The 19,875-nt window shown below is 72.5% G+C and carries 21 protein-coding genes; 10 read left to right on the forward strand and 11 right to left on the reverse strand.

Annotated elements, in window-relative coordinates; translation table 11 throughout:
- Positions 1–127: 127 nt before the first annotated feature.
- Positions 128–3,694 carry a serine/threonine-protein kinase gene (locus tag H4W80_RS01860; protein WP_192783458.1) on the reverse strand — a complete coding sequence of 1,189 codons (3,567 nt, stop codon included), beginning with the start codon at positions 3,692–3,694 and terminating at the stop codon, positions 128–130.
- 117 nt (positions 3,695–3,811) lie between these two features.
- On the opposite strand from H4W80_RS01860, the gene H4W80_RS01865 reads away from it, so the two are divergent.
- Positions 3,812–4,960, forward strand: coding sequence for an acyl-CoA dehydrogenase family protein (locus H4W80_RS01865; RefSeq protein WP_192783459.1), 1,149 nt, complete (start codon positions 3,812–3,814; stop codon positions 4,958–4,960).
- An 8-nt stretch (positions 4,961–4,968) separates the two neighbouring features.
- Here the strand turns inward: H4W80_RS01865 and H4W80_RS01870 are convergent, their stop codons facing one another.
- On the reverse strand, positions 4,969–5,376 hold the full coding sequence (locus tag H4W80_RS01870) for a DUF6010 family protein (protein WP_192783460.1): 408 nt from the start codon (positions 5,374–5,376) through the stop codon (positions 4,969–4,971).
- A gap of 143 nt (positions 5,377–5,519) precedes the next feature.
- Between H4W80_RS01870 and H4W80_RS01875 the strand changes: the two genes are divergently transcribed.
- A complete protein-coding gene (locus tag H4W80_RS01875) occupies positions 5,520–6,470 on the forward strand; it encodes a GlxA family transcriptional regulator (protein WP_192783461.1) in 951 nt (316 codons plus the stop codon).
- A 2-nt stretch (positions 6,471–6,472) separates the two neighbouring features.
- On the opposite strand, the gene H4W80_RS01880 is transcribed toward H4W80_RS01875, so the two are convergent.
- The gene (locus tag H4W80_RS01880) at positions 6,473–6,721 is read right to left on the reverse strand and encodes a hypothetical protein (RefSeq protein ID WP_192783462.1); all 249 of its coding nucleotides are present in this window, start codon (positions 6,719–6,721) and stop codon (positions 6,473–6,475) included.
- A gap of 176 nt (positions 6,722–6,897) precedes the next feature.
- On the opposite strand from H4W80_RS01880, the gene H4W80_RS01885 reads away from it, so the two are divergent.
- Positions 6,898–7,167 carry a nitroreductase/quinone reductase family protein gene (locus H4W80_RS01885; protein ID WP_225963186.1) on the forward strand — a complete coding sequence of 90 codons (270 nt, stop codon included), beginning with the start codon at positions 6,898–6,900 and terminating at the stop codon, positions 7,165–7,167.
- A 261-nt stretch (positions 7,168–7,428) separates the two neighbouring features.
- On the opposite strand, the gene H4W80_RS01895 is transcribed toward H4W80_RS01885, so the two are convergent.
- From H4W80_RS01895 to H4W80_RS01905, 3 genes are all read right to left on the reverse strand, one after another.
- Positions 7,429–8,079, reverse strand: coding sequence for a DUF6069 family protein (locus H4W80_RS01895; protein ID WP_225963187.1), 651 nt, complete (start codon positions 8,077–8,079; stop codon positions 7,429–7,431).
- 166 nt (positions 8,080–8,245) lie between these two features.
- Positions 8,246–9,766 (reverse strand): helicase HerA-like domain-containing protein, encoded by a 1,521-nt coding sequence (locus H4W80_RS01900; RefSeq protein WP_192783464.1) that lies wholly within the window; start codon positions 9,764–9,766, stop codon positions 8,246–8,248.
- A 76-nt stretch (positions 9,767–9,842) separates the two neighbouring features.
- Positions 9,843–10,274, reverse strand: coding sequence for a hypothetical protein (locus H4W80_RS01905; RefSeq protein WP_192783465.1), 432 nt, complete (start codon positions 10,272–10,274; stop codon positions 9,843–9,845).
- A 199-nt stretch (positions 10,275–10,473) separates the two neighbouring features.
- On the opposite strand from H4W80_RS01905, the gene H4W80_RS01910 reads away from it, so the two are divergent.
- Both H4W80_RS01910 and H4W80_RS01915 read left to right on the forward strand, forming a co-directional pair.
- Positions 10,474–10,653 carry a hypothetical protein gene (locus H4W80_RS01910; protein ID WP_192783466.1) on the forward strand — a complete coding sequence of 60 codons (180 nt, stop codon included), beginning with the start codon at positions 10,474–10,476 and terminating at the stop codon, positions 10,651–10,653.
- 2 nt (positions 10,654–10,655) lie between these two features.
- Positions 10,656–11,609 carry a hypothetical protein gene (locus H4W80_RS01915; RefSeq protein ID WP_192783467.1) on the forward strand — a complete coding sequence of 318 codons (954 nt, stop codon included), beginning with the start codon at positions 10,656–10,658 and terminating at the stop codon, positions 11,607–11,609.
- Between the two features lie 19 nt (positions 11,610–11,628).
- On the opposite strand, the gene H4W80_RS01920 is transcribed toward H4W80_RS01915, so the two are convergent.
- Genes H4W80_RS01920 through H4W80_RS01930 form a run of 3 tightly spaced genes read right to left on the reverse strand, consistent with a single transcriptional unit; the run spans position 11,629 to position 12,949 of the window.
- Complete coding sequence (locus H4W80_RS01920) at positions 11,629–11,850, reverse strand: hypothetical protein (RefSeq protein WP_192783468.1); 222 nt, start codon at positions 11,848–11,850, stop codon at positions 11,629–11,631.
- Positions 11,847–12,566 (reverse strand): RDD family protein, encoded by a 720-nt coding sequence (locus H4W80_RS01925; protein WP_192783469.1) that lies wholly within the window; start codon positions 12,564–12,566, stop codon positions 11,847–11,849. The genes H4W80_RS01920 and H4W80_RS01925 overlap by 4 nt, the downstream gene beginning before the upstream one ends.
- Complete coding sequence (locus H4W80_RS01930) at positions 12,563–12,949, reverse strand: PadR family transcriptional regulator (protein WP_192783470.1); 387 nt, start codon at positions 12,947–12,949, stop codon at positions 12,563–12,565. Before H4W80_RS01930 ends, H4W80_RS01925 begins: the two co-directional genes overlap by 4 nt.
- Positions 12,950–13,145: 196 nt before the next feature.
- On the opposite strand from H4W80_RS01930, the gene H4W80_RS01935 reads away from it, so the two are divergent.
- A complete protein-coding gene (locus tag H4W80_RS01935; RefSeq protein ID WP_225963188.1) occupies positions 13,146–14,828 on the forward strand; it encodes an HAL/PAL/TAL family ammonia-lyase in 1,683 nt (560 codons plus the stop codon).
- A gap of 49 nt (positions 14,829–14,877) precedes the next feature.
- Here the strand turns inward: H4W80_RS01935 and H4W80_RS01940 are convergent, their stop codons facing one another.
- A complete protein-coding gene (locus H4W80_RS01940; protein ID WP_192783471.1) occupies positions 14,878–15,525 on the reverse strand; it encodes a nitroreductase family protein in 648 nt (215 codons plus the stop codon).
- A gap of 96 nt (positions 15,526–15,621) precedes the next feature.
- Between H4W80_RS01940 and H4W80_RS01945 the strand changes: the two genes are divergently transcribed.
- Positions 15,622–16,089, forward strand: coding sequence for a MarR family winged helix-turn-helix transcriptional regulator (locus H4W80_RS01945; RefSeq protein WP_192783472.1), 468 nt, complete (start codon positions 15,622–15,624; stop codon positions 16,087–16,089).
- Positions 16,090–16,147: 58 nt separating this feature from the next.
- Here H4W80_RS01945 and H4W80_RS01950 read toward each other — a convergent pair whose 3' ends face one another.
- On the reverse strand, positions 16,148–16,867 hold the full coding sequence (locus H4W80_RS01950; RefSeq protein WP_192783473.1) for a hypothetical protein: 720 nt from the start codon (positions 16,865–16,867) through the stop codon (positions 16,148–16,150).
- Positions 16,868–17,053: 186 nt separating this feature from the next.
- Between H4W80_RS01950 and H4W80_RS01955 the strand changes: the two genes are divergently transcribed.
- From H4W80_RS01955 to H4W80_RS01965, 3 genes are all read left to right on the forward strand, one after another.
- Positions 17,054–17,515 carry a hypothetical protein gene (locus H4W80_RS01955; protein WP_192783474.1) on the forward strand — a complete coding sequence of 154 codons (462 nt, stop codon included), beginning with the start codon at positions 17,054–17,056 and terminating at the stop codon, positions 17,513–17,515.
- A 125-nt stretch (positions 17,516–17,640) separates the two neighbouring features.
- Complete coding sequence (locus H4W80_RS01960) at positions 17,641–19,227, forward strand: flavin monoamine oxidase family protein (RefSeq protein ID WP_378526030.1); 1,587 nt, start codon at positions 17,641–17,643, stop codon at positions 19,225–19,227.
- 14 nt (positions 19,228–19,241) lie between these two features.
- Positions 19,242–19,871: a Rid family hydrolase gene (locus H4W80_RS01965; RefSeq protein ID WP_192783475.1), complete on the forward strand. Its 630-nt coding sequence runs from the start codon at positions 19,242–19,244 to the stop codon at positions 19,869–19,871.
- The last annotated feature ends 4 nt before the right edge of the window (positions 19,872–19,875 follow it).

The raw sequence follows: 19,875 nt of genomic DNA on the forward strand, positions 1-19,875 counted from the left end.
GCCCCTCATTCACGATCTGCACCGCAAGAGAAGAGCAGAAGCCGCCGGGTCATGTCCAATATCGATATGTGCCCAGGGGGATAACCCCTTCAATATCGGTGCTGGTGGGGGCCGGGTAACCCGCCAGCTAAGCGGGGCAGACCTCCTGATACCCCACGTCGGCTCCCACGTGCTCGCGCCACTCCGCCTGCGTGAGCCGGCGGCCCGCCCGCTCGCACACGCTCCGGACGGCCGGCGCGGGATCGACCGGCAGCTCCTGGAACGCGCCGTCGAGCCCCACCACGCGCAGGGCCGAGCCGTCGGCCGTGAAGGCGAGCGCCGGCATGGGGTCGGCCGGTTCGTACGGATCGAACGCCCCCGTGGTCACGGTCCAGGCGGCGCCGAGCTGGCGGCCCGCGACCGCGTCGAACAGCGTCACCCTGGTGTCATGGGCGACCGCCAGGATCCGCCCGTCGGGGGAGAACCTGGCCCCCGCGACGTCCCCCGGCACCCTGAACACCCGGCCCGTCGTACGCCAGGTGCGGGTGTCCCACAGGACCACCGCCCTGCTCCCGTACGGCGAGGCGCCGAGCGGGCCCTTCGGCGCGAGGGCCATCCACCCCTCCGCCAGCGTCCCCGGGCCCTGCGCGCGGGGGAGCACCTTACGGGCGACCAGGTCGATGACGTCGGCGCCCCCGGCGTCGGCGGTGACCAGGTACCTGCCGTCCGAGCTGAAGGACAGCGGGCCGCCCGCGACCGGGCCGAACCGCATGACCCGCTCGCGCCGCGCGATGTCGATGACGACGACGTCGCCCGCGCCGTAGTAGTCGTTGGCCATGGCCGAGCTGAGGGCGAGCAGCCGGCCGTCGGGGCTGATCTGCAGGTCCGCCCGCGTGTCAACCGACTCCAGGGTCAGGTGGCCCAGCTTCCGCCCGGATGCCGCGTCCCAGAACGTGGGTCCCGTGGTGAGATCCTCCGAGGAGATCGTGACGACCGTGCGCCCGTCGGGGCTGACCCGCATGATCGGCTCGCCCTTGCTGGGGACGCCGAGCCGGCCGGTCTCGGTGAAGCCGGGCACCGACCAGCCGCGCACGGTGTCGCCCGTGCGGGCGAGCAGCAGGCTCCCCGAGGCGGTGAACCGCGTCTGCAGAGCGCCGGCGGGCACGACGCGCCGGGGGCCGGTCTGCCGGCTGAGGTCGTAGGTGGTCACCTGTCCGGCGTCGTCCAGGATGCTCAGCGTACGGTTCCCGGGGCCGAACCGCGGGGACCCGACGATCTTGGAGGCGACGGTGAGCCGCAGGAGCGGGGCCGCGTCGCTCAGCCGCCACAACGTGATGCGCCCGCCCGCCCAGTTGTCGAAGGTGATCAGGAAGCGGCCGTCGCCGCTGAAGACGGCTTCGCCGGCCGGGCCGGGGAAGGCGTGCCGGTCCCGCTCGCCGGTGGACAGGCTCCACAGCGTCGTGCCCTTCTCCCCGCCCACGGCGGCCAGCGCGCCGTCGGGGCTGATGGCCATGACCTGCCCCTGCAGGCCCCGGCCGGGGAGCCGCTTGCCCGCCGGCGTTCCGCCGCCTGGCAGCGCCCGCAGCGCGGTCACGGTGCGCTCCTCGGTGATCTCGAGGGCGGCGAAGCGGTCGCCGGGGCCGACGCGGGCGTTGCTCACGTAGCCGTCCTGCTTCTCCAGCGCCCGCCGCGCCACGTTCCACAGCCCGACGTACGGCCCGCCCAGGTTGGCGCGCACGACGATGTAGCCCCCGCCGGGGCTGAACTCCAGGCTCGCCGGGCGCCCGTCGTAGTCCGCCGGAGCCCCGGGCATCCAGCCGCCCCCGCCCAGCAGCCGGCCGCTCCGCAGGCTCCACCGCTCCAGCCGGCCGCCCCCCGCGAGCGCCAGCGTGTCACCGTCCGGGCCCATCGCGGCGGTGACGGGCGCCTCGCCGATCCCGCCGAAGGTCCTGACCGGCCGCCCCGTCACCACGTCGTAGGCGGTCACCCGGCCGGCGCCCGCGCTGACCAGCGTCCGCCCGTCGGGGCTCAGCGCCCGCCCTTCGTTGGCCGGAGCGGGATCGGTGAAGACCGACTGCTCCTGCTGCGCGAGCGAGCTCAGCACCGCCGAGCGCGCCTCCGGAACCTGCGCGATGCGGTAGGCCGCCACGCTGAGCAGCATCGCCTTGACCGGGTCGGTCGCGCGCAGCGCGTCCGCCTGCAGCGCCACCCGCCGCGCCGCCGCCTGCGCCCGCTCCTCGGCCAGGCGCCGGCCGGCCTCGTCGCTCCTGAGCGACTGCTGCCAGGCGAGGGCGCCCGCGGTGAGCGAGGCGACGAGCAGGACCGCCACGCCGGTTGTGACCAGGCGACGCAGCCTGCTCTGCCGCGCCGACCCGGCCCGGCTCGCCTCGACGAACTCGCGCTCCGTGGTGTTCAGCGTCAGGTGCGTGGCGGCGGTCCACTCCATCGCGTGGCGCAGGGCGGTGCCGCGAAGGAGATCCTCGGAACGGCGGCCGCCACGGGCCCAGCGGCGGGCGGCCTCGCCCAGCTCGCGGTGCCGGCCGAGCGCGTCGCGGTCGCCGGTGACCCACTCGTGCAGCCGGGGCCAGGCGTACAGCAGGGCGGCGCTGCCGATGACGACCCCGTCTCCCTGGCGGCGGACCAGCGTGGCCTCCTCGAGCGCGGCGAGTACCCGTTCGGCGGCCTCGTGCCGTACCTCGATCAGCTCGTCCAGGGTGGCGGTGCGCGGCACCTCGTCGCCGTCGCGGACGTCCACCAGCCGCAGCAGCAGATCGCGCGCCACCTCGCGTTCGGACGCCGGCAGCCCGGCGTAGAACCGCTCGGCCACCGCGCCGAGCGCCGGGTCGGCGGCCGGCCCGCCGGGCGGCCGCACCCCCGCGGCGGCCTCGGCGCCCTCGGCCAGGGTCGCGCGCCCGCCGCCGAGCAGCGTCAGCAGCAGGCGCTGCGCGGAGGGCCGCGCGGCCGGGTCCTTCGACAGCGCCGCGCGCACCAGCTCGCGCAGCCCGCCGGGCAGGACATCGACGTCAGGGTCGTGGTTGAGCAGCCGGTTGATGACCGCGACCGTCGTCGGGGCGGTGAACGCGTCGCGTCCCGTCGCGGCGAACAGCACCACCGAGCCCCAGGCGAACACGTCGGCCGCCGGCTCGGCCCGGCCCCCGGAGAACAGCTCCGGCGCCATGTACATCGGGGTCCCGGCCAGCTCGCCCGTCGAGGTCATCGACAGGCCCGCGGCCCTGGCGATGCCGAAGTCGATGACGCGGGGCCCGTCGGGCCCCATCAGGACGTTCTCCGGCTTCAGGTCGCGGTGCACCACGCCCGCCTGGTGGATGGCGGCCAGCGCGGTGGCCACGCCCACGGCCAGCCGGTGCAGCGGGTCACCCGAGAACGGCGCCCCCTCCGCCACCGCCGCGCGCAGGCTCGGGCCGGGGACGAACTCGCTGACGATGTGGGGGCGTTCGCCCTCCAGATCGTGATCCAGGATGCGGGCCGTGCAGAACGAGGCCACCTGCCGCGCGGCGGTCACCTCCCGGGTGAAGCGGCGGCGCAGGACGGAGTCGCCGGACAGGTACGCGTGCAGGACCTTGACCGCCACGCGGTTGGCCGCCTCGTCGTAGCCCTCGTAGACGACGCCCTGGCCGCCCGAGCCGAGCCTGCTCGCCAGCCGGTAGCGGCCCAGCCTCGACGGATCCCCGGGGCGCAGCGGGTCTGCTGTCATGGTTGCTTAGATGGCCGATCACCGCCGCCGGTTCGGGCGGCGGGCTGCCCGCGACGGCGTGTCCGTCAGGAACGGCTTCCGCTCAAGTCCCACGAGATCAGCACAGAAGGCAGGACCATGCTCACCACCGAGGAACAAGCCGTCGTCGACACGGTCCGCGACTTCGTCGAGCGCGAGGTCCGGCCCGTCGCCCGCGACCTGGAACACGCCAACGCCTACCCGGACAAGCTCATCGAGCAGATGAAGCGGCTGGGCATCTTCGGCCTGGCCGTCCCCGAACCCTGGGGCGAGGCGCCGGTCTCCATGCCGTGCTACGCCCTGGTCACCGCCGAGCTCGCCCGCGGCTGGATGAGCCTGGCCGGCGCCATGGGCGGGCACACCGTCGTGGCCAAACTCATCCTCGCCTTCGGCACCCACGAGCAGAAGGACCACTACCTGCCCAGGATGGCGACCGGCGAGATCCGCGCGACCATGGCGCTGACCGAACCCGGCGGCGGCTCGGACCTGCAGGCCATGACCACCGCCGCCCGCCGGGACGGCGACGCGTACGTGGTCAACGGCGCCAAGACGTGGATCACCAACGCCCGCCGCTCCCAGCTGATCGCCCTCATGTGCAAGACCGACCCCTCCGCCCGGCCGCGCCACAAGGGCATCTCCATCCTGCTCGTCGAACACGGGCCGGGCCTGACGGTCTCGCGCGACCTGCCCAAGCTCGGCTACAAGGGCGTCGAGAGCTGCGAGCTGGTCTTCGAGGACTTCAGGGCACCGCGCGCCGCCCTGCTCGGCGCCGAGGAGGGCCGCGGCTTCGCGCAGATGATGAAGGGCCTGGAGGTGGGCCGCATCCAGGTCGCCGCCCGCGCCCTGGGGGTGGGCCGCGCGGCGTTCGACGACGCCCTGCGCTACGCGCAGGAGCGGGAGAGCTTCGGCAAGCCCATCTGGAAGCACCAGGCCGTCGGCAACCATCTCGCCGACATGGCCACCGACCTCACCGCCGCCCGCCAGCTCATCCTGTACGCCGCCGAGCGCTACGAGAGCGGCATGCGCTGCGACATGGAGGCCGGCATGGCGAAGCTGTTCGCCTCCGAGGCCGCCATGAGAGCCGCGCTCAACGCCGTACGCATCCACGGCGGCTACGGCTACTCCACCGAGTTCGACGTCGAACGCTACTTCCGCGACGCGCCGCTGATGATCGTCGGCGAGGGCACCAACGAGATCCAGCGCAACGTCATCGCCGTACAGCTGGTCAAACGCGGCGGGCTGGACTGACCGGCACCCTACGTCCGCGGCGTCGCGGGCCTGCGGGCACGGACCCAGCGGAAGATCGACGGCCCGCCCGCGAAGCACCACAGCGCCACGACCGGGTCGCAGATGGCGCAGCCGAAGGAGGAGATGGCGGAGAAGGGCAGGATGGGGTTGCCCTGGAGGTGGTGCAGGACGTCCCAGGCGGTGTGGAGCAGCCAGCCGACACCGATCCAGGTCCAGCTGTTCAGCCCTCGATAGGCGACGTAGGTCATGACGACCGGCAGGACGAACTCCCAGTACCCGAGCCCGCCCCCGCTGAGGTAGGCGGCGCCCGCCCCGCCGACCAGCACGGCGTTGAACGGGCGCCGATGCGGCTCGGGGATCAGGGACAGGAGGCAAACGCAGATCAGCCCGATGACGATCGGCATGATGACGGACATGGGGTGTGGCGATCCTTTCTTGATCAGGGGGTTCTCGCAGCGCAACGCTAGAGCGCGCGGCCACGGCTCCCCATGGGCTGGATCGACAACTTCCAACGGGTTCCCGCCATCCGGCCGAACCCGCGAGCGCCTACCGTGTCCTCATGCACACGGTGGCGGTCCTGGCTCTGGACCATGTGGTGGCGGCCGACCTGGCGACGCCGATCGAGGTGTTCGGGCGGGCCCGGCTGGCGGACGGGCGTAGCCCGTACCGGATCCTGGTCTGCGCCGCGACGCCGCAGGTGGCCGGCGACGCCTTCACGCTCATCGCCCCGCACGGCCTGCGGGCGCTGCGGGAGGCGGACACGATCGTCGTGCCGGGCTGCTCCGAGCGGGCCGCGCCGCCGGCCCCGGAGGTGCTCGACGCCCTGCGCGCGGCGGCCGCCGCAGGCACCCGGATCGCCTCCATCTGCGCGGGCGCGTTCACCCTCGCCGCGGCCGGGCTGCTGGACGGGCTGAGCGCGACCACGCACTGGGCGGCGGCGCACCGGCTGGCCCAGCAGTTCCCCCGGGTGGACGTGCGGCCGGACGTCCTGTACGTCGACAACGGCCAGATCCTGACCTCGGCCGGGGCCGCCGCCGGCCTGGACCTGTGCCTGCACGTCATCCGGCGCGACTTCGGCTCGGCGGTCGCCGCCGACTCGGCCCGGCTGTCGGTGATGCCCCTGGAACGGGAGGGCGGGCAGGCTCAGTTCATCGTCCACGCCCGGCCGCCGGTGCCCCAGGGGTCGCTGCTGGAGCCGGTGCTGTCGTGGATCGAGGACAACCTCGACCAGGAGGTGACCTTGGCGGAGATGGCCCTGCGCGGCGGGATGAGCGAGCGGACCTTCAGCCGCCGCTTCCGCGAGCAGACCGGCACCACGCCGCTGCAGTGGCTGCTGCGCGCCCGCGTACGCCGGGCGCAGTTCCTGCTGGAGAACACCGACCACGGCGTCGAACGCATCGCCACGCAGGCCGGGTTCGGCTCGGCGACGGCGTTCCGGGAGCGGTTCAAGCGGGTCGTCGGCGTCACGCCGCAGTCCTACCGCTCCTCCTTCCGGACGAACGCCTCCTGAGCTCAGCGCTGATCGGCGCAGCCCGACGCCCGGCACTTCTCGATGATCTCGGCCATCGTGTCGCCGAAGCGCTCGCGGACGTCGGGCGCGAGCGGTGCGACGAGACCGTCGAGCAGGACGCACAGGAGCCTGGCCTGGACGGGGGTCAGGTCGTGGCGTTCGGAGACGCGGAGGTAGATGCCCTGCATCAGGGTGGAGAGCTGGTGCAGCGCGGAGGCGACGTCCGTGCGGCTCGGGCGCGCGTCCTGCATGCGGATCACCCCCACGGTGTCGTGGAGCTTCAACCTGGAGGGGCAGCCGTTCAGCCACGACCGCGAGGTCACGGTCCGCCGCACCGTCCACCCGACCGACGATGGAGAGATCGCATGAGCTTCGACACCCCCGCGGGGACCCGAGGCGCCCGCCAGCCGGGCGGCTGGGCGTTCCGATGGCTGAACACGCTGATGGCCAGGCGGCTGCGGCGCAAGGGCCCGGGAACCCGGCGTGGTACTACAACCTCGCCGCCCACCCCGACCAGGTGCGGATCGAGGTCGACGGCCGCACGGTGCCGGTGGTCGCCGAGCAGCTCCACGGTGCGGAACGCGAGCAGGCCTGGCAGCAGATCACCGCCGCCGCGCCGCGTTTCGCCCAGTATCAGGTGAAGACCGACCGGGAACTGCCGATCATCCGCCTGGTGCCCCGATCCGGCCAGGAGTGAGCACTCGCGGCGCAGGCCCTGGCCGGCGGGCGTGGGCTCGATGACGGCGGCGCTGGGGCGGAGGACTGACGCGGCGCTGGGCGGCCTGCGCCTGGCCAACCGCATCGTCATGACCCCCATGACCCGCAGCCGCGCCTACGGCCCCGGCGCGGGCTGATGGCCACCTACCACGCGCAGCGGGCCGGCGCCGACCTGATCGTCACCGAGGGCACCCAGCCGTCGGCGGTCGGCCAGGGCTACCCGGGTCGCGGACCGGGGCGGTCAGTCGTACGGGTTGTGGTCGCGGTGCTCGTATCCGCGCTGCTCGTATCCGCGCTGCTCGTATCCGCGCTGCTCGTGTCCCCGCTGTTCGTACCGAGGCTGCTCGTATCCCCGCTGCTGGTGGTCGTATCCCCGGGGCTGGTCGTACCGGCGGGGCTGCTCGTGCGGGTACGGGTCCTGATCCGGCGCCTCCTCGATGGCCGTGCGCCCGATCGAGGCCAGCAGCGAGACGATCGCGATGCCGATGATCAGGTTGATGACGGCCGTGGCGATCTGCGGCAGGAGGGCCGCGGAGTTCATGAACGGAAGGAGCGTGATGACGACGGTGCCGAGCCCGGCGATCCAGCCGAAGAACCTGTTCGGCTCCGGGGTCGACAGCATGAGGATGTAGAGCAGCAGCGTGGCGACGAGCGCCAGGGCGGCGGCCGAGATCGCGTATCCCGTGGTCGCCGAGCTGCCGTAGACGGGCGCCCCGTCGGGGGTGAGGACGCGGATGCCGAGCAGCGTCTTGCTGATCATGACTCCGACCACCACGATCAGTGCGGCCACCACGGCGGCCGCCACGCCGCCTCCCCACACTCGCGCGGGATTCACCCTCGGCCGGGCCGGAGCCGGGCGGCGATCGTAGCCATCGTGGGAGGGGTATGACATGCGAATCACCCTTGGTCGCGGATGCTGATCAGGCACTTCGAGCACCTTACACGCGGCGTCAAGAGGGTAAAGCCGCTTTCCGCTCCAAGCCGATCACTGTGAGTCACCTCCGCGCCCGGTCCGCCACCGACCTGGCCGGGGTCAGCCGGGCCGGACCTGGCCGGGGTCAGCGTCGTCCGCGGCGGGCGGTGCCGAAGATGGATCTGGTGATCTCCCGGCCGAGGGCGGAGGCCGCCGACCGCGCCATGGACCGGAACTCCTTCGACTCCAGCACGCTCTCCAGTGCGGACCGCCTCGCCTCCGGCTCTCGCTCCCTGGGCCTTTCCGGCTCGCGTGGGGCCTCGGCGGCGGGCCCCTCGGCCTGCTGCTGTTCGGCCAGCTTCGCGGACAGGATCTCGTAGGCGGACTGGCGGTCGACCGCCGTGCCGTACTTCTGCCGCAGCGGCGAGGCCGTGATGATGCCCTGGACCACGTCCGGGCTCGACGGCGCCATGAGCGTCTGCGGGGCGCGCAGGCGCGTCCAGGCCACGGGGGTCGGCGCGCCCGTCTCCGACAGGACCGTGACCACGGCCTCGCCGATGCCGAGCTCGGTGAGCAGCCGCTCCAGGTCGTAGGAGGACGCGGGGAAGGTCGAGACGGTCGCCTTGAGCGACTTGGCGTCCTGGGGGGTGAAGGCGCGCAGGGCGTGCTGCACGCGCGCGCCGAGCTGGGCCAGCACGTCGGACGGCACGTCGTTCGGCGTCTGGGTGACGAAGAAGACGCCGACGCCCTTCGACCGGATCAGCCGCACGGTCTGGGTGATCGACTGCAGGAACGCCTTGGACGCGTCGTCGAACAGCAGATGCGCCTCGTCGAAGAAGAACACGAGCTTCGGCTTGTCCACGTCGCCCACTTCGGGCAGCACGTGGAAGAGGTCGGCGAGCAGCCACATCAGGAAGGTGGAGAACAGCTGCGGCCGGTCCTGCACGGCGGGCAGCTCGAGAACGGAGACCGTCCCCTTGCCGTCGCCGGTCACCCGGAGCAGGTCGCGCACGTCGAACTCCGGCTCGCCGAAGAACGCCTCCGCCCCCTGCGCCTCGAAGTTGGTCAGCGACCGGAGGATGACGCCCGCCGTCGCCGCCGACAGTCCGCCGATCCCGCTCAGCGCCTCCGGGGTGTCGGTCAGATAGCGGATGACCGCGATCAGGTCCTTGAGGTCGAGCAGGGGCAGCCCGTGCTTGTCGGCGAAGTAGAAGATCAGGCCGAGCGACGACTCCTGGGTCTCGTTGAGGCCGAGCACCTTGGCGAGCAGGGTCGGTCCGAACGCGGTCATGGTGGCGCGGATCGGGATCCCGGTCCCGAGGCCGCCCAGGGAGAAGAACTCCGCCGGACAGGCCGAGGGCTGCCACGCCTGCCCCACCTCGGCGGCCCGCCGGGTGACGCGCTCGGACGTCGTGCCCGGCGAGGCGAGCCCCGACAGGTCCCCCTTGATGTCGGCGAGGAAGACCGGGACTCCCTGGGCCGCGAGCTGCTCCGCCATGAGCTGGAGGGTCTTGGTCTTCCCCGTTCCCGTGGCGCCGGCGACCAGTCCGTGCCGGTTCAGCATGCCGAGAGAGATGCGGATCTGTTCCGAGGGGTCGGCGGTGCCGTCCTCGCGCACCAGGGCCCCGAGCTCCAGCGCCGGTCCCTCGACGTCGTATCCCTTCATCGGCTCTCCCCGTGTGGCATCCCCGCAATGTTGTTACCCATTGCGATGGATATGTCACGGAAAAGAGCGACAAGTGTTAGTCGATCCGCTGGCAGATCGTCACCTGCAGGCGAGGGGACCAGGTCCGGGTGGCCTCGTCGTACGCCTGCGCGTACCCGTTGCCGCTTCCGGCGCAGGGAGCGGCGATCGTCGTCTCCACGTAGACGGCCCCGCCGGGAGTGACGGCGTGCGGCCGGGCGATCTGCCACTTGGCGAACGCCACCCGGCCGGTGCTGTACTTGACGGCCACGTAGACGCGGCGGTCGACGGTGAAATTGCCGCCCGCGACCTTGAGGTGGCCGTTGAAGGTGTAGGTGAACAGGAAGGGCCGGGCCTGCCTGAGGCCGTCGAGCGCGCCGGCGGAGGCCGCGGTCGAGGCGTCCGCGGCGGCGCCGAGGGCGGGGACGCCCACGGCGAGGACGCCTGCGGTGGCGGTGGCGGCGAGCAGCGTGGCGATCGTGCGCTTCATCGGATCTCCTCGGTGACGAAGGCTTGCGTCACCATTGATGGGCAGACCGCCTGCAACGCCCTTTCAGCACCCTGACGTCCGCATGCAGACCGCTGTAGACACCTCCAGGGCCAGCGGGGCCCCCGGGAGCCGGCGCCTGTCCGGGATCGGCCGGGGCGAGCGACGCCAGTCCGTCCCCATCCATGAGAAGATCAACACGATGATGATTGGTCTGACTGCCGGCTGCGGCGGTTATGTCTTCGCGACGGCCGCAGCGATCGCGATGGCCGCGTCGCCGACGCGCGGCCATGCGGCCGTGCCGTGCGCCGCCGGTGTGCCGTGCGTCACCGGCGCGGGACGACCCCGCGCCGCCGAAGTCTCCCCGGCGCGCGTGTGGTGAGCATGTCGTACGCACCCGCTGGAGGACCAGCCGCGCCGGCCGACGAGGCCGCGCGCCGTCGCGTCGCCGGGACGCCGCCCGCGCGCGCGGAAGCCGTGCCCCGCGTCGGGCAGATGGCCGGACTGCGGCCCCGCGCCGACGTCGAGCTCCTCGACGCCCTGGACCATCACACCCGCCGGACGGTGGCCGCCTGGCTGCAGGACCGGCCCAGCACGGCCACGCGGCAGGCGTGCCTGCAGACCCTGGCCGGGTTCGTGCGCTGGCTGCAGGCCGCGGAGCCGGGCCTGGGGCTGCTCGCGGCCACCGGCGCGCACCTGGACGCCTACTGCGAGCAGGCGCGGATCGGCGCGCTCACCGTCGGCGTGCGCAACCCCGGCCGGGCCCTGTCCGGCGCGACCGTGGCGAGGAAGCACCGCGCCCTGTCCTCCTTCTACTGGTTCGCCTGGTCGATCGGCGCGATCCGGCAGGGCGAGGGCGTCTGCACGCCGGCCGACGAGCCCCGGTCGTTCGCGATCACCCGTGAGGAACGGCGGATGCTGCGCCACGGCGCCTCCCGGCTGGCCGCCGACGGCCGCGTGGCGGAGGCGGTGGCCGTCGCCCTGATCGAGGCCACCGGCGCCAGCGTGGCCACGCTGGCCAGCCTGACCAGCGAGGACCTGCACGCGGTGGGTCACGGGTCGAACAACCCGCTGGTGCTCGTCACCATGCGCGACGATCGAGGGGATGTCGTCACCTTCCCGGTCCCCACGTGGGTCCATCCCTGGCTGAGGGCGTTGAGCTCCACCCGGGCCGCCGGCGATCTGCTGATCAAGCAGGGCGACGGCCAGCCGGTGAGCATCGACTGGCTCACGGCCGCCCTCCAGGACGCGGGGTCCGCCGGCGGAGTCCCGGCGTCGCGGGCCAAGCTGCTGCACCCGCGCAGGCTCCGCGCCGGCACCGCCGCCGCACCGGCATGAGGTCCCGGAGCGTCGTGATCTAGGCGTTGGCGAGGATGAGCAGGTTGGTGATGGCGTGCGCGCCGACGCACAGCAGCAGCGCGGCGGCGAGCCAGCGCGACAGCAGGACGACGTCGAAGTTGACCGTGTCGCCGCCGCTGGTCAGCCAGAGCACCCGCTGCACCGCGGTGGGGACGAACCACAGCGCCACCCCGACGGCCAGGGCCGCGAGCGGCGGGACGCGCGGGCCGGCGGGGTTCACCGCGCCTCCCCAGCCGGGGTGGCGGCCACGACCTTGGTCTCGACCAGGCGATCGAGCACCCGTCGCCGGTCGCCCCAGACGACGGGCGCCCAGTCCAGCCAGGCGAACGGCCCCAGCAGCAGGCTGAGCCTGCGCACGACGCCGGCGACCGGATGGATGCGCAGCCCGGTCTCGGTCACCACCCGTAATTTCATGGCGCGCTTGCCCGGCGTCTTGCCGGTCCACGCCTCCAGCAGTCCCAGGCCGACGATCGACCAGGCCAGGGCGAGCGGAACGCCCAGGGTGTAGAGCAGCCCGGCGGAGTCGTAGGCGGCGATTCCGCACCCCTGGGGTGCCATGGACACGCAGACGTCGCCGACGTTGACGTACACGTAGGGCGGGAACGCCAGGCTGAACCCGCCTCCCTGCCCGGCCGTCCGGGTGAGCCCCTGGACGAGCAGCGCGATCGTGACGCCGACGAGCGGCAGGTTGTCGATCAGCGCGGCGAGGAAGCGCACGTCCACGCGGGCGGGCGGCGCGGGGCTGGGCTCGGCGAAGGCGGCCGCCGCCTCCTCCGGGGTGCCGAGCCGGCTCATGGCCTCGGCCAGCTCGCCGGCCTCCGCCGCGTCGGACAGGTGGTCGACGAGCTCCGCCTTCGCCCTCTCCCGGGCCGGGCCGGTCAGGTGCCGTCCGGCCCGTTCCGCGTAGTCGTCGATGATCTGCTGTTCGTCGCTCATTCCTGCACCTCGCCAAGGGTGTCGAGTAGCTGTCGCATGGCGTCCACCAGGCCGCTCCACTCGGCCCGCAACATGGCGAGGTATGTGCGACCGTCCGGGGTGATGACGTAGTACTTGCGCGGCCTGGCCCGCCCTTCCGCCTCCCAGGTCGCGAGGATGTGGCCGGCGTCCTCGAGCCGGTGCAGCAGCGGGTAGAGCGTGCCCTCCTTGACCTCCAGGACCCCCTCACCCGCCTGCCGCAGCAGTTTCAGCAGCTCGTAGCCGTACCGGCGGCGGACGTCGAGGACGGACAGCACGGCCAGCTCGGTCGTGCCCCGCGCGAGCTCGCGGCGGAGACGGGCGAGGGTGGCCGAGCCCGGCGTCGCCTCGGTGTCCTCAGGCATATCACCAAAGTACGACCCGATACCTTGCGTGGCAAGGTATCGGGTCACATGAGGAAGGATCGCCGCCGCCTGTCACGGACCGGTCGAGGGTGAGTCAGCATTTGTCCCGCCATTGCCGAGCCGTCTTCTACGCCGTCTGGTCCCGTGTCTAAAAGGGAGCGTTGCTGATCCGCGTCGCGAAGGCCCGGGGGACACGTTGACCACCAAAGTTGGACGAACAGCCGCCGGCGCGGGCCTGCTCGTCGCCATGTTCGTACCGGGCCAGGCCGTCGCCACCCCCGAACGCCAGCTCGCCGCGCCGCCGCCGCGACCGCTGACCCTGGTGCTGGACGGAAGCTCCTTCTCGCTGCGCGACGCCTTCGCGGTCCTGTCGGGCCGCCCCGTCACCGCGCAGCTCGCGGCGACCGTGCCGGCGACCATGAACCAGACGCGGCAGGGCGCGCTGGCCGCCCTGGCGAACCAGCGCGTGTACGGCTGGAACCAGGCGCTCGGGCCGCTGAAGGACCGCCCGCTCTCGCCCGAACAGGCCGAGCAGTTCCAGCACAACGTCCTGCGCTCGCATGCCGCGGGCGTCGGCGAGCCGCTGCCCGACAACGTGGCCAAGCTGGCCCTGATCCTCAAGGCGAACCAGATGGCCAGGGGCACGTACGGGGTGCGGCCCGAGGTGCCGCAGCGCCTGCTGTCCATGGTCAACGCCGGAGTCATACCGCGGATGCCGCAGATCGGGTCGCTGGGCACCGGGGACCTCCAGCCGCAGGCCGCCGCGGGGCTCGCGGCGGCCGGCGAGAACGCGCCCGTACGCTACCTGGGCCGGGAGGGGCCCGCGTCCGAGATCCTGCCGCAGGCCGGGCTGCCCCGGGACTTCGTCTTCCAGGCGGGGGAGGCGCTGCCCGTCATCAGCGGCAGCACCGTCGTGGCCGCCATGCTGATGAACGCCGTCTACCGGGCCACCACGCTCGCCGACCAGGCGGAGGGCGCCTTCGCCCTGTTCATGGAGGCGACCAGGGCCGAGCAGGGGTCGCTCGACGCGCGTACCCACAAGGAACGCCACATCCCCGAGGAGGACGCGGTGGCCACGCGGCTGCGCGCGATGGTCGCGGGCTCGGGCTGGATGACGGAGGAGGGCCGCAGGCGCCTCGACCCGGCGAACTACGAGCCGCGCATCCAGGACGCGGTGTCGGTGCGGGCGGCGCCGCACATCCTGGCCGGCCTGCGGCACGCGCTGGCCGAGACGCGCCGCGCCCTGGTCCGGGAGGCCAACTCCTCGACCTCCAACCCGCTGGTCTTCCCGCGCGGGGACGGGCAGGGGTACGAGTTCGTGATGGGCGGCAACTGGGACGCCTCCATCATGGGACACCTGGCCGACACCCTGAACGCGGAGATCACCGACGTCGGGGTGCTGTCGCAGGAGCTGTCCGGGCGGCTGCTGTCGCCCAAGTGGAGCTACGGCCTGCCCGCCAACCTCGCCGGCGGGACCGTCGGCCTCAACTCCGGCATGGTGCAGGTGCAGACGGTGGCCGCCGCGCTGGTCCCGGAGATGCAGGTCAGGGCCACGCCGGCGGGAACGCTGTCCCGGCCGGTCAAGGACGGGCAGGAGGACCACAACACGATGGCGATGGCCTCGGTCCGGCACCTGCAGCAGAACCTGGACCGGCTCGGGGTCGTCCTGGCCGTCCAGTACATGATGGCGGCCCAGGGCATCGACCTCATCGCGCAGAAGATGGCGGGCCTGCCGCTCGGCGCCGTCACGCGGTCCCTGCACGCGGAGATCCGGCAGCACATCACGCCTCTGAGCGACGACCGTTACATGACTCCCGACCTGGAGCGCGCCATCTGGCTCGTACGCAACCGCCGCCTCGTGCCGTCCACCGCCGCCTGACGCCGCGAGCCTGCCCGGCCAGGTCCGCTCGCCGCGCCGGGCGGCGTGCTCACCACCGGTCCCAGTGCAGGACCTCCTTCCGCGGGACGCGGGGCGCGGGCTTGAAGTCGGTGCCGATGGTGAAGGCCAGCGGCACGAACGCCGCCAGCATGACCTTCTCGTACGGCACGCCGAGCACCTGGGCCAGCTCGCGTTCGAGCGGCCCCTGCGCGGTGGTCCACACCGTGCCCAGGCCGCGTGCCCGCGCGGCCAGCATGAAGCTCCACACCGCGGGCAGGATCGACCCCCACGTCCCCGCCTGCACGGTCACCGGGGCCTGGTCCGTCCGGCCTTCCACGGCGGGGATGACGAAGGCGGGCACCCGGTGGATGTTGGCGGCCAGGTGACGCAGGCCGTCGAAGACGCGGTCGGTGGAGCCGGGGTGGTAGTTCATGCGCCACAGGTCGCGCTCGGTCAGCGGCTGGCCGGTGGCCTGCGACTGGGCGCGCAGGAAGATGTCGGCCACGGCCCGCCGCTGCCGTGGCTCGGTGACGACGAGGAAGTGCCAGCGCTGCCGGTTGCGCCCGGTGGGCGCCTGCACGGCCAGGTCCACGCACTCCTCGATCAGCTCGCGGGGCACCGGCCGGGTGAGGTCCAGGCGCTTGCGCACCGCGCGGGTCGTGCTCAGCAACTCGTCGGGCGTGAGGTTCAGCGTCATGGCTCAAAACCGTATGCCTGCAAATCGTCTGTCGTCAAACGATCTGAGGGGAGATGGATGTGCGTTAGACTGGCGGCTCACGTGGAAGGAGAGCCGATGCCGGCGACGACCAGGACGACGGACCGCGGGGCGGCGTACTTCCCGCGACTCGCCGCCGAGCGGCTGGACATCGCGCTGTGCCGGGCCTCGGCCGCGGTGGCGCGGGCCGCGGACGCGCACGCCGCCGAGGAAGGTCTCGGGGTCGGCCAGCATCTCGTGCTCCAGATGCTCGACGCCGTCGGCCCCTGCTCCCAGCAGACGCTCAGCGAGGAGCTGCGGATCGACCGCAGCGTCATGGTCGGCGTCTGCGACGACCTGGAGCGGGAGGGCCACGTACGCAGGGAGCGCAACCCGCGTGACCGGCGTTCCTACGCCGTCACCATCACCGACTCGGGCCGGCGCCGGCTCGCCGCGGCCCAGGCCTCGATCCCGGCCTTTCTCGACGACACCTTCCACGCCCTCACCGGTGACGAGCGCGGCCAGCTGAGCGCGATCCTCGCCAAGCTGCTGGGGCAGCGCGGATAAGGTTTCGCCGGGCAAGGCCGCGAGCCCGCTCTGCGCAGAGCGGGCTCGCGGGTCAGACTCAGCCCATGTTCCAGACGGAGGAGATGCGGTCGTTCCATCCGCTCGGGACGAGGTTCGGGATGTCGGCGAAGGGCTGGACGAACAGGGAGCTGCCGCCGAAGTTGATGTGCTCGTAGTAGCGGACGGCGTTGTTCGTGGCGCCCATGGAGCTGATGACGTCGTTCCAGTCGTGCAGGTGGAGCGGGCCGTGGTGGACGCTGGTCAGGTCGTTGTGCGCCTGGTGGGCGGCACACCAGAACCAGTCTCCGGCGTAGTCCACGTGCTCGAACATCTGGACCTGGCCCTGGGTCGCGGGGCGGGGGTCGGCCGCGCGCAGCTGCGAGGCCGCCCACACCGCGCCGTTGAGCGCGCTGTCGTCGGTCAGCGCGACCAGGCGCTCGGTGCCGTAGACGTAGGTCAGCGGACGGCCGTCGAACCGCGACAGGTCGCGGGGATCGTGCTCGACGCCGTCCACGACCACGGCCATGGCGGGCGCGGGGTGGGTGATGGGCTGGGTGGAGGCGGCCGCGGGCCTGCTCAGTGCCTGCGCCGCGTCCATCCTGACGGGCGGGGCGGAGCGGGGCGCGTTGACCGCCTTGCTGACGAGCGCCTCCAGTGTGGTGATGCCCTGGTCGCGGAGCAGCGCCAGCACGTCGGTCTCGTTCAGGCCGCCGACGTGGTCGGAGAACTCCAGGAACCGCTCGATCTGGCGGCGGGCCGGGGTCGAGATGGTTGTCACGGGTTTGCCTCCCCCTCTGAGTGGTGCGAACTCCTTCATGGTCGGGTGGCGCGGCGGCCCGGGCATTCCCCAGTGTTGGGGATGGTGTTCATGGTCGATGCCGCCATAGGCTCGCCGGTTCCATCTTGGGCGGGGCAAGTGCCGGGCTTGATCGGCTGTTGGGTTCGCGGACCGTATGGTCCGGACATGCTTGGAGACACCGCTGGGGCGGACGCGGCCGGACCGTGGGGCGCCGCGGGGATATCGTTGATCGGCATCGTGGTGCTGGGGGCCTGCTCGGCGCTGATCCGGCGCAGGACCCGGCGGCGCACCGCCCGCCGGGAGCGGGCTCGCCGGGCCGCGCTGGACCTGGCCGCGGCGGTCGAGGACGTCCGTACCGGCATGCGCGACGCGACGACGCGGCACGAGCGCGGCGTCGCCCTGGCGCGGTGGCGATCTCGCTGGATGTACGCCGCCGCCATGATCGCTCTCGTCGATCCCGCCGTCGCCAAGGACGTGCGGGCTCAGGGGCGACGCCTGTACGCGGACCTCATGGCCGTCGAAGTGCTCGGCACGGCCTGGCCGGTCGGCGGCATGCGGCGCGAGTCCGGCCAGCTCCTCCACGCCAGTGCCCGCGACCTCTACACCCGTTGTTGCAGCCGAGACTGATCCTGGAACCTCACTTTTCCCGACAAACCAGATGATCTGCTTGAAACGCACAAACAACACGCCGCCGGATGAACGGCAATAAAGCACATCCAGACTCACCTCCAGCAAAATCTTGGAGGTAAGTGTTGGGCTACAGCAGACGCGATTTCCTGTCCGCCGTCGGTGTCTCCGGTGGGGCAGGCGCGCTCTTCGCGACCATGGGCGCGCTCGGGCTCGCGCCGTCCGCCGAGGCGTCCGCGAAGGGGACCTTCGACCCGCCACAGCAGTCCGATTTCTCCCTCACCGGGCGGTCCGCGAAGAAGGTCGTGATCCTCGGCGCGGGGATAGCCGGCCTCGCCACGGCGTACGAGCTGGGCAAGGCGGGCTACGACTGCACGATTCTGGAGGCGCTCGACCGGGTGGGCGGCCGGAACTGGACCATCCGCGGCGGCGACCGGGTGACCGAGCTGGACGGCACCACGCAGGTCGCGAAGTTCGGTGACGGCGTCTACCTCAACGCGGGGCCGGCCCGGCTGGCGCAGTGGATGGTCACCATGGACTACTGCCGCGAGCTCGGCGTGGATCTGGAGGTCTTCACCAACTCCAACGCCCAGGCGTACATCTACCACCAGAACATGCGGGCCCCCGTCCGCTGGCGCACCGCGAAGGCCGACGTGTACGGGTACGTCTCGGAGCTGCTGTCGCGGGCGACCGACGCGGGGGCTCTGGACGCCGCGCTGACGGCGCAGGACAAAGAGCGGCTGATCGCCTTCCTGTCCAGTTTCGGGGCGGTGGGCGACAGGGCGAGCGGATTCAAGTACTCCGGCGGCACCCGCCGCGGCCACGGCGTGAACCCGGGCGCGGGCGACCAGCCGGGCACGGCCCTCGGGCCGGTGCCGTCGCTGTCGGAGGTGCTGGCCAGCGGCGTCGGGCAGCGGTTCGCGTTCGAGTTCGGCTACGACCAGGCGATGCTGATGTTCCAGCCGGTGGGCGGCATGGACGCGATCCCGCGGGCCTTCGCCGCCAAAATCGGGCGGCAGCGGATCCGGCTGCGCGCCAAGGTCACCAGGATCACCGATCTGCCGGACGGCGTGGAGGTGGAGTACGCGGACCGGCACGGCCGTACCCAGAAGATCAAGGCGGACCTGTGCGTCGCGGCGATGCCCCCGCACATCCTGGCCAGAACCGCGCACAACCTCGGCGCGGAGGTCCAGGCCGCCCTCGCCACCCCGACCGCCACGAACGCGGGCAAGATCGGTCTGGAGTACCGCCGCCGCTGGTGGGAGGTCGACGAGGACATCTACGGCGGCATCACCGCCACCGACCTCGACCTGGCCACGATCTGGTACCCCTCCTACGGGTACGGCGCGTCGCGCGGCATGGTCGTCGGCTACTACAACTTCGGCGCCCAGGCCGACGCGTACGCCGCGCTGAAGCCGGCCGAGCGCGAGCGCCGCGCGATCGAGCAGGGCATGAAGATCCATGGTGCGAAATATCGCGACGAACTGGCGTCGTCGGTGTCCATCGCCTGGAAGCTCCAGCCGCACATCGAGGGCGCGTGGGTGGGCTGGCCGTCCCGGCAGGGCGCGTACCAGCTCCTCGGCAAGCCCGCCGGGCACGTGTACTTCGCGGGCGACTGGCTGAGCTACATGATCGCCTGGCAGTCGGGAGCCCTGGAGTCCGCCCGCAAGGTCGTCACCGAGCTGCACCAGCGCGTCCTGAGCACCTCCTGAGAGGACACCTCCGCATGAAGATCCGCACCATCGCCCTGTCCGCGGCCGTCGTCCTCGTCCTCGGCACGGGTACGGCCGCCGCCGGTCCCACCTGGTCGCCCCGGCCGCAGGAGGTCAAGCCGTTCCTCCCCGAGGGCGCCGCCAACCCGGCGATCGCCGACGGGGTGGCGCTCGGGAAGCAGGTGGCCACGTACACCGCCAGCGGCCTGGGACCGGCGGCGGGCAACCCCGCGGCCCCCGCCGACTCTCCCGAACGCTACGTGGACCTGCCCGGCGCGGTCCTGCCTCCGGGGGTCACCCTCACCGAGGCCCAGGCCCTCAACGTGCTCAAACGCGTCAAGGCCAACCTCACCGCGGCCGGGCTGGGCCTGGCCGACGTCGTCTCCATGCGCGCCTACCTGGAGAAGCCGCCCGGAGCCGAGTCGGCGGACTTCGCCGGCTGGAACCGCGCCTACCGCCAGTTCTTCGCCAACACGGACCTGGCCACCGGCCGGCCCGTACCCGTCCCGCTCGGCACCGCCGCGCCCGCCCCGCCGATGGAGGTCAACCCGGCCCGCCCGGCCCGCGTCACGATCGAGATCGCCAACCTCCCGGTCGCGGGCTGGCTCGTCGAAGTGGAGGTCGTCGCCGCCTACAGGCACTGACCTC

This window comes from Nonomuraea angiospora (assembly GCF_014873145.1).
GTDB lineage: Bacteria > Actinomycetota > Actinomycetes > Streptosporangiales > Streptosporangiaceae > Nonomuraea > Nonomuraea angiospora.

Bases quoted from the DNA above. Each gene is read 5' to 3' on its own strand.
- H4W80_RS01885 (WP_225963186.1), top strand. From the start codon at position 6,898: ATGGCTGAACACGCTGATGGCCAGGCGGCTGCGGCGCAAGGGCCCGGG.
- H4W80_RS01880 (WP_192783462.1), bottom strand. From the start codon at position 6,721: ATGCAGGACGCGCGCCCGAGCCGCACGGACGTCGCCTCCGCGCTGCAC.
- H4W80_RS01900 (WP_192783464.1), bottom strand. From the start codon at position 9,766: ATGAAGGGATACGACGTCGAGGGACCGGCGCTGGAGCTCGGGGCCCTG.
- H4W80_RS01965 (WP_192783475.1), top strand. From the start codon at position 19,242: ATGAAGATCCGCACCATCGCCCTGTCCGCGGCCGTCGTCCTCGTCCTC.
- H4W80_RS01915 (WP_192783467.1), top strand. From the start codon at position 10,656: ATGTCGTACGCACCCGCTGGAGGACCAGCCGCGCCGGCCGACGAGGCC.
- H4W80_RS01940 (WP_192783471.1), bottom strand. From the start codon at position 15,525: ATGACGCTGAACCTCACGCCCGACGAGTTGCTGAGCACGACCCGCGCG.
- H4W80_RS01945 (WP_192783472.1), top strand. From the start codon at position 15,622: ATGCCGGCGACGACCAGGACGACGGACCGCGGGGCGGCGTACTTCCCG.
- H4W80_RS01925 (WP_192783469.1), bottom strand. From the start codon at position 12,566: ATGAGCGACGAACAGCAGATCATCGACGACTACGCGGAACGGGCCGGA.
- H4W80_RS01910 (WP_192783466.1), top strand. From the start codon at position 10,474: ATGATGATTGGTCTGACTGCCGGCTGCGGCGGTTATGTCTTCGCGACG.
- H4W80_RS01905 (WP_192783465.1), bottom strand. From the start codon at position 10,274: ATGAAGCGCACGATCGCCACGCTGCTCGCCGCCACCGCCACCGCAGGC.
- H4W80_RS01930 (WP_192783470.1), bottom strand. From the start codon at position 12,949: ATGCCTGAGGACACCGAGGCGACGCCGGGCTCGGCCACCCTCGCCCGT.
- H4W80_RS01895 (WP_225963187.1), bottom strand. From the start codon at position 8,079: ATGTCATACCCCTCCCACGATGGCTACGATCGCCGCCCGGCTCCGGCC.
- H4W80_RS01955 (WP_192783474.1), top strand. From the start codon at position 17,054: ATGCTTGGAGACACCGCTGGGGCGGACGCGGCCGGACCGTGGGGCGCC.
- H4W80_RS01860 (WP_192783458.1), bottom strand. From the start codon at position 3,694: ATGACAGCAGACCCGCTGCGCCCCGGGGATCCGTCGAGGCTGGGCCGC.
- H4W80_RS01875 (WP_192783461.1), top strand. From the start codon at position 5,520: ATGCACACGGTGGCGGTCCTGGCTCTGGACCATGTGGTGGCGGCCGAC.
- H4W80_RS01870 (WP_192783460.1), bottom strand. From the start codon at position 5,376: ATGTCCGTCATCATGCCGATCGTCATCGGGCTGATCTGCGTTTGCCTC.
- H4W80_RS01865 (WP_192783459.1), top strand. From the start codon at position 3,812: ATGCTCACCACCGAGGAACAAGCCGTCGTCGACACGGTCCGCGACTTC.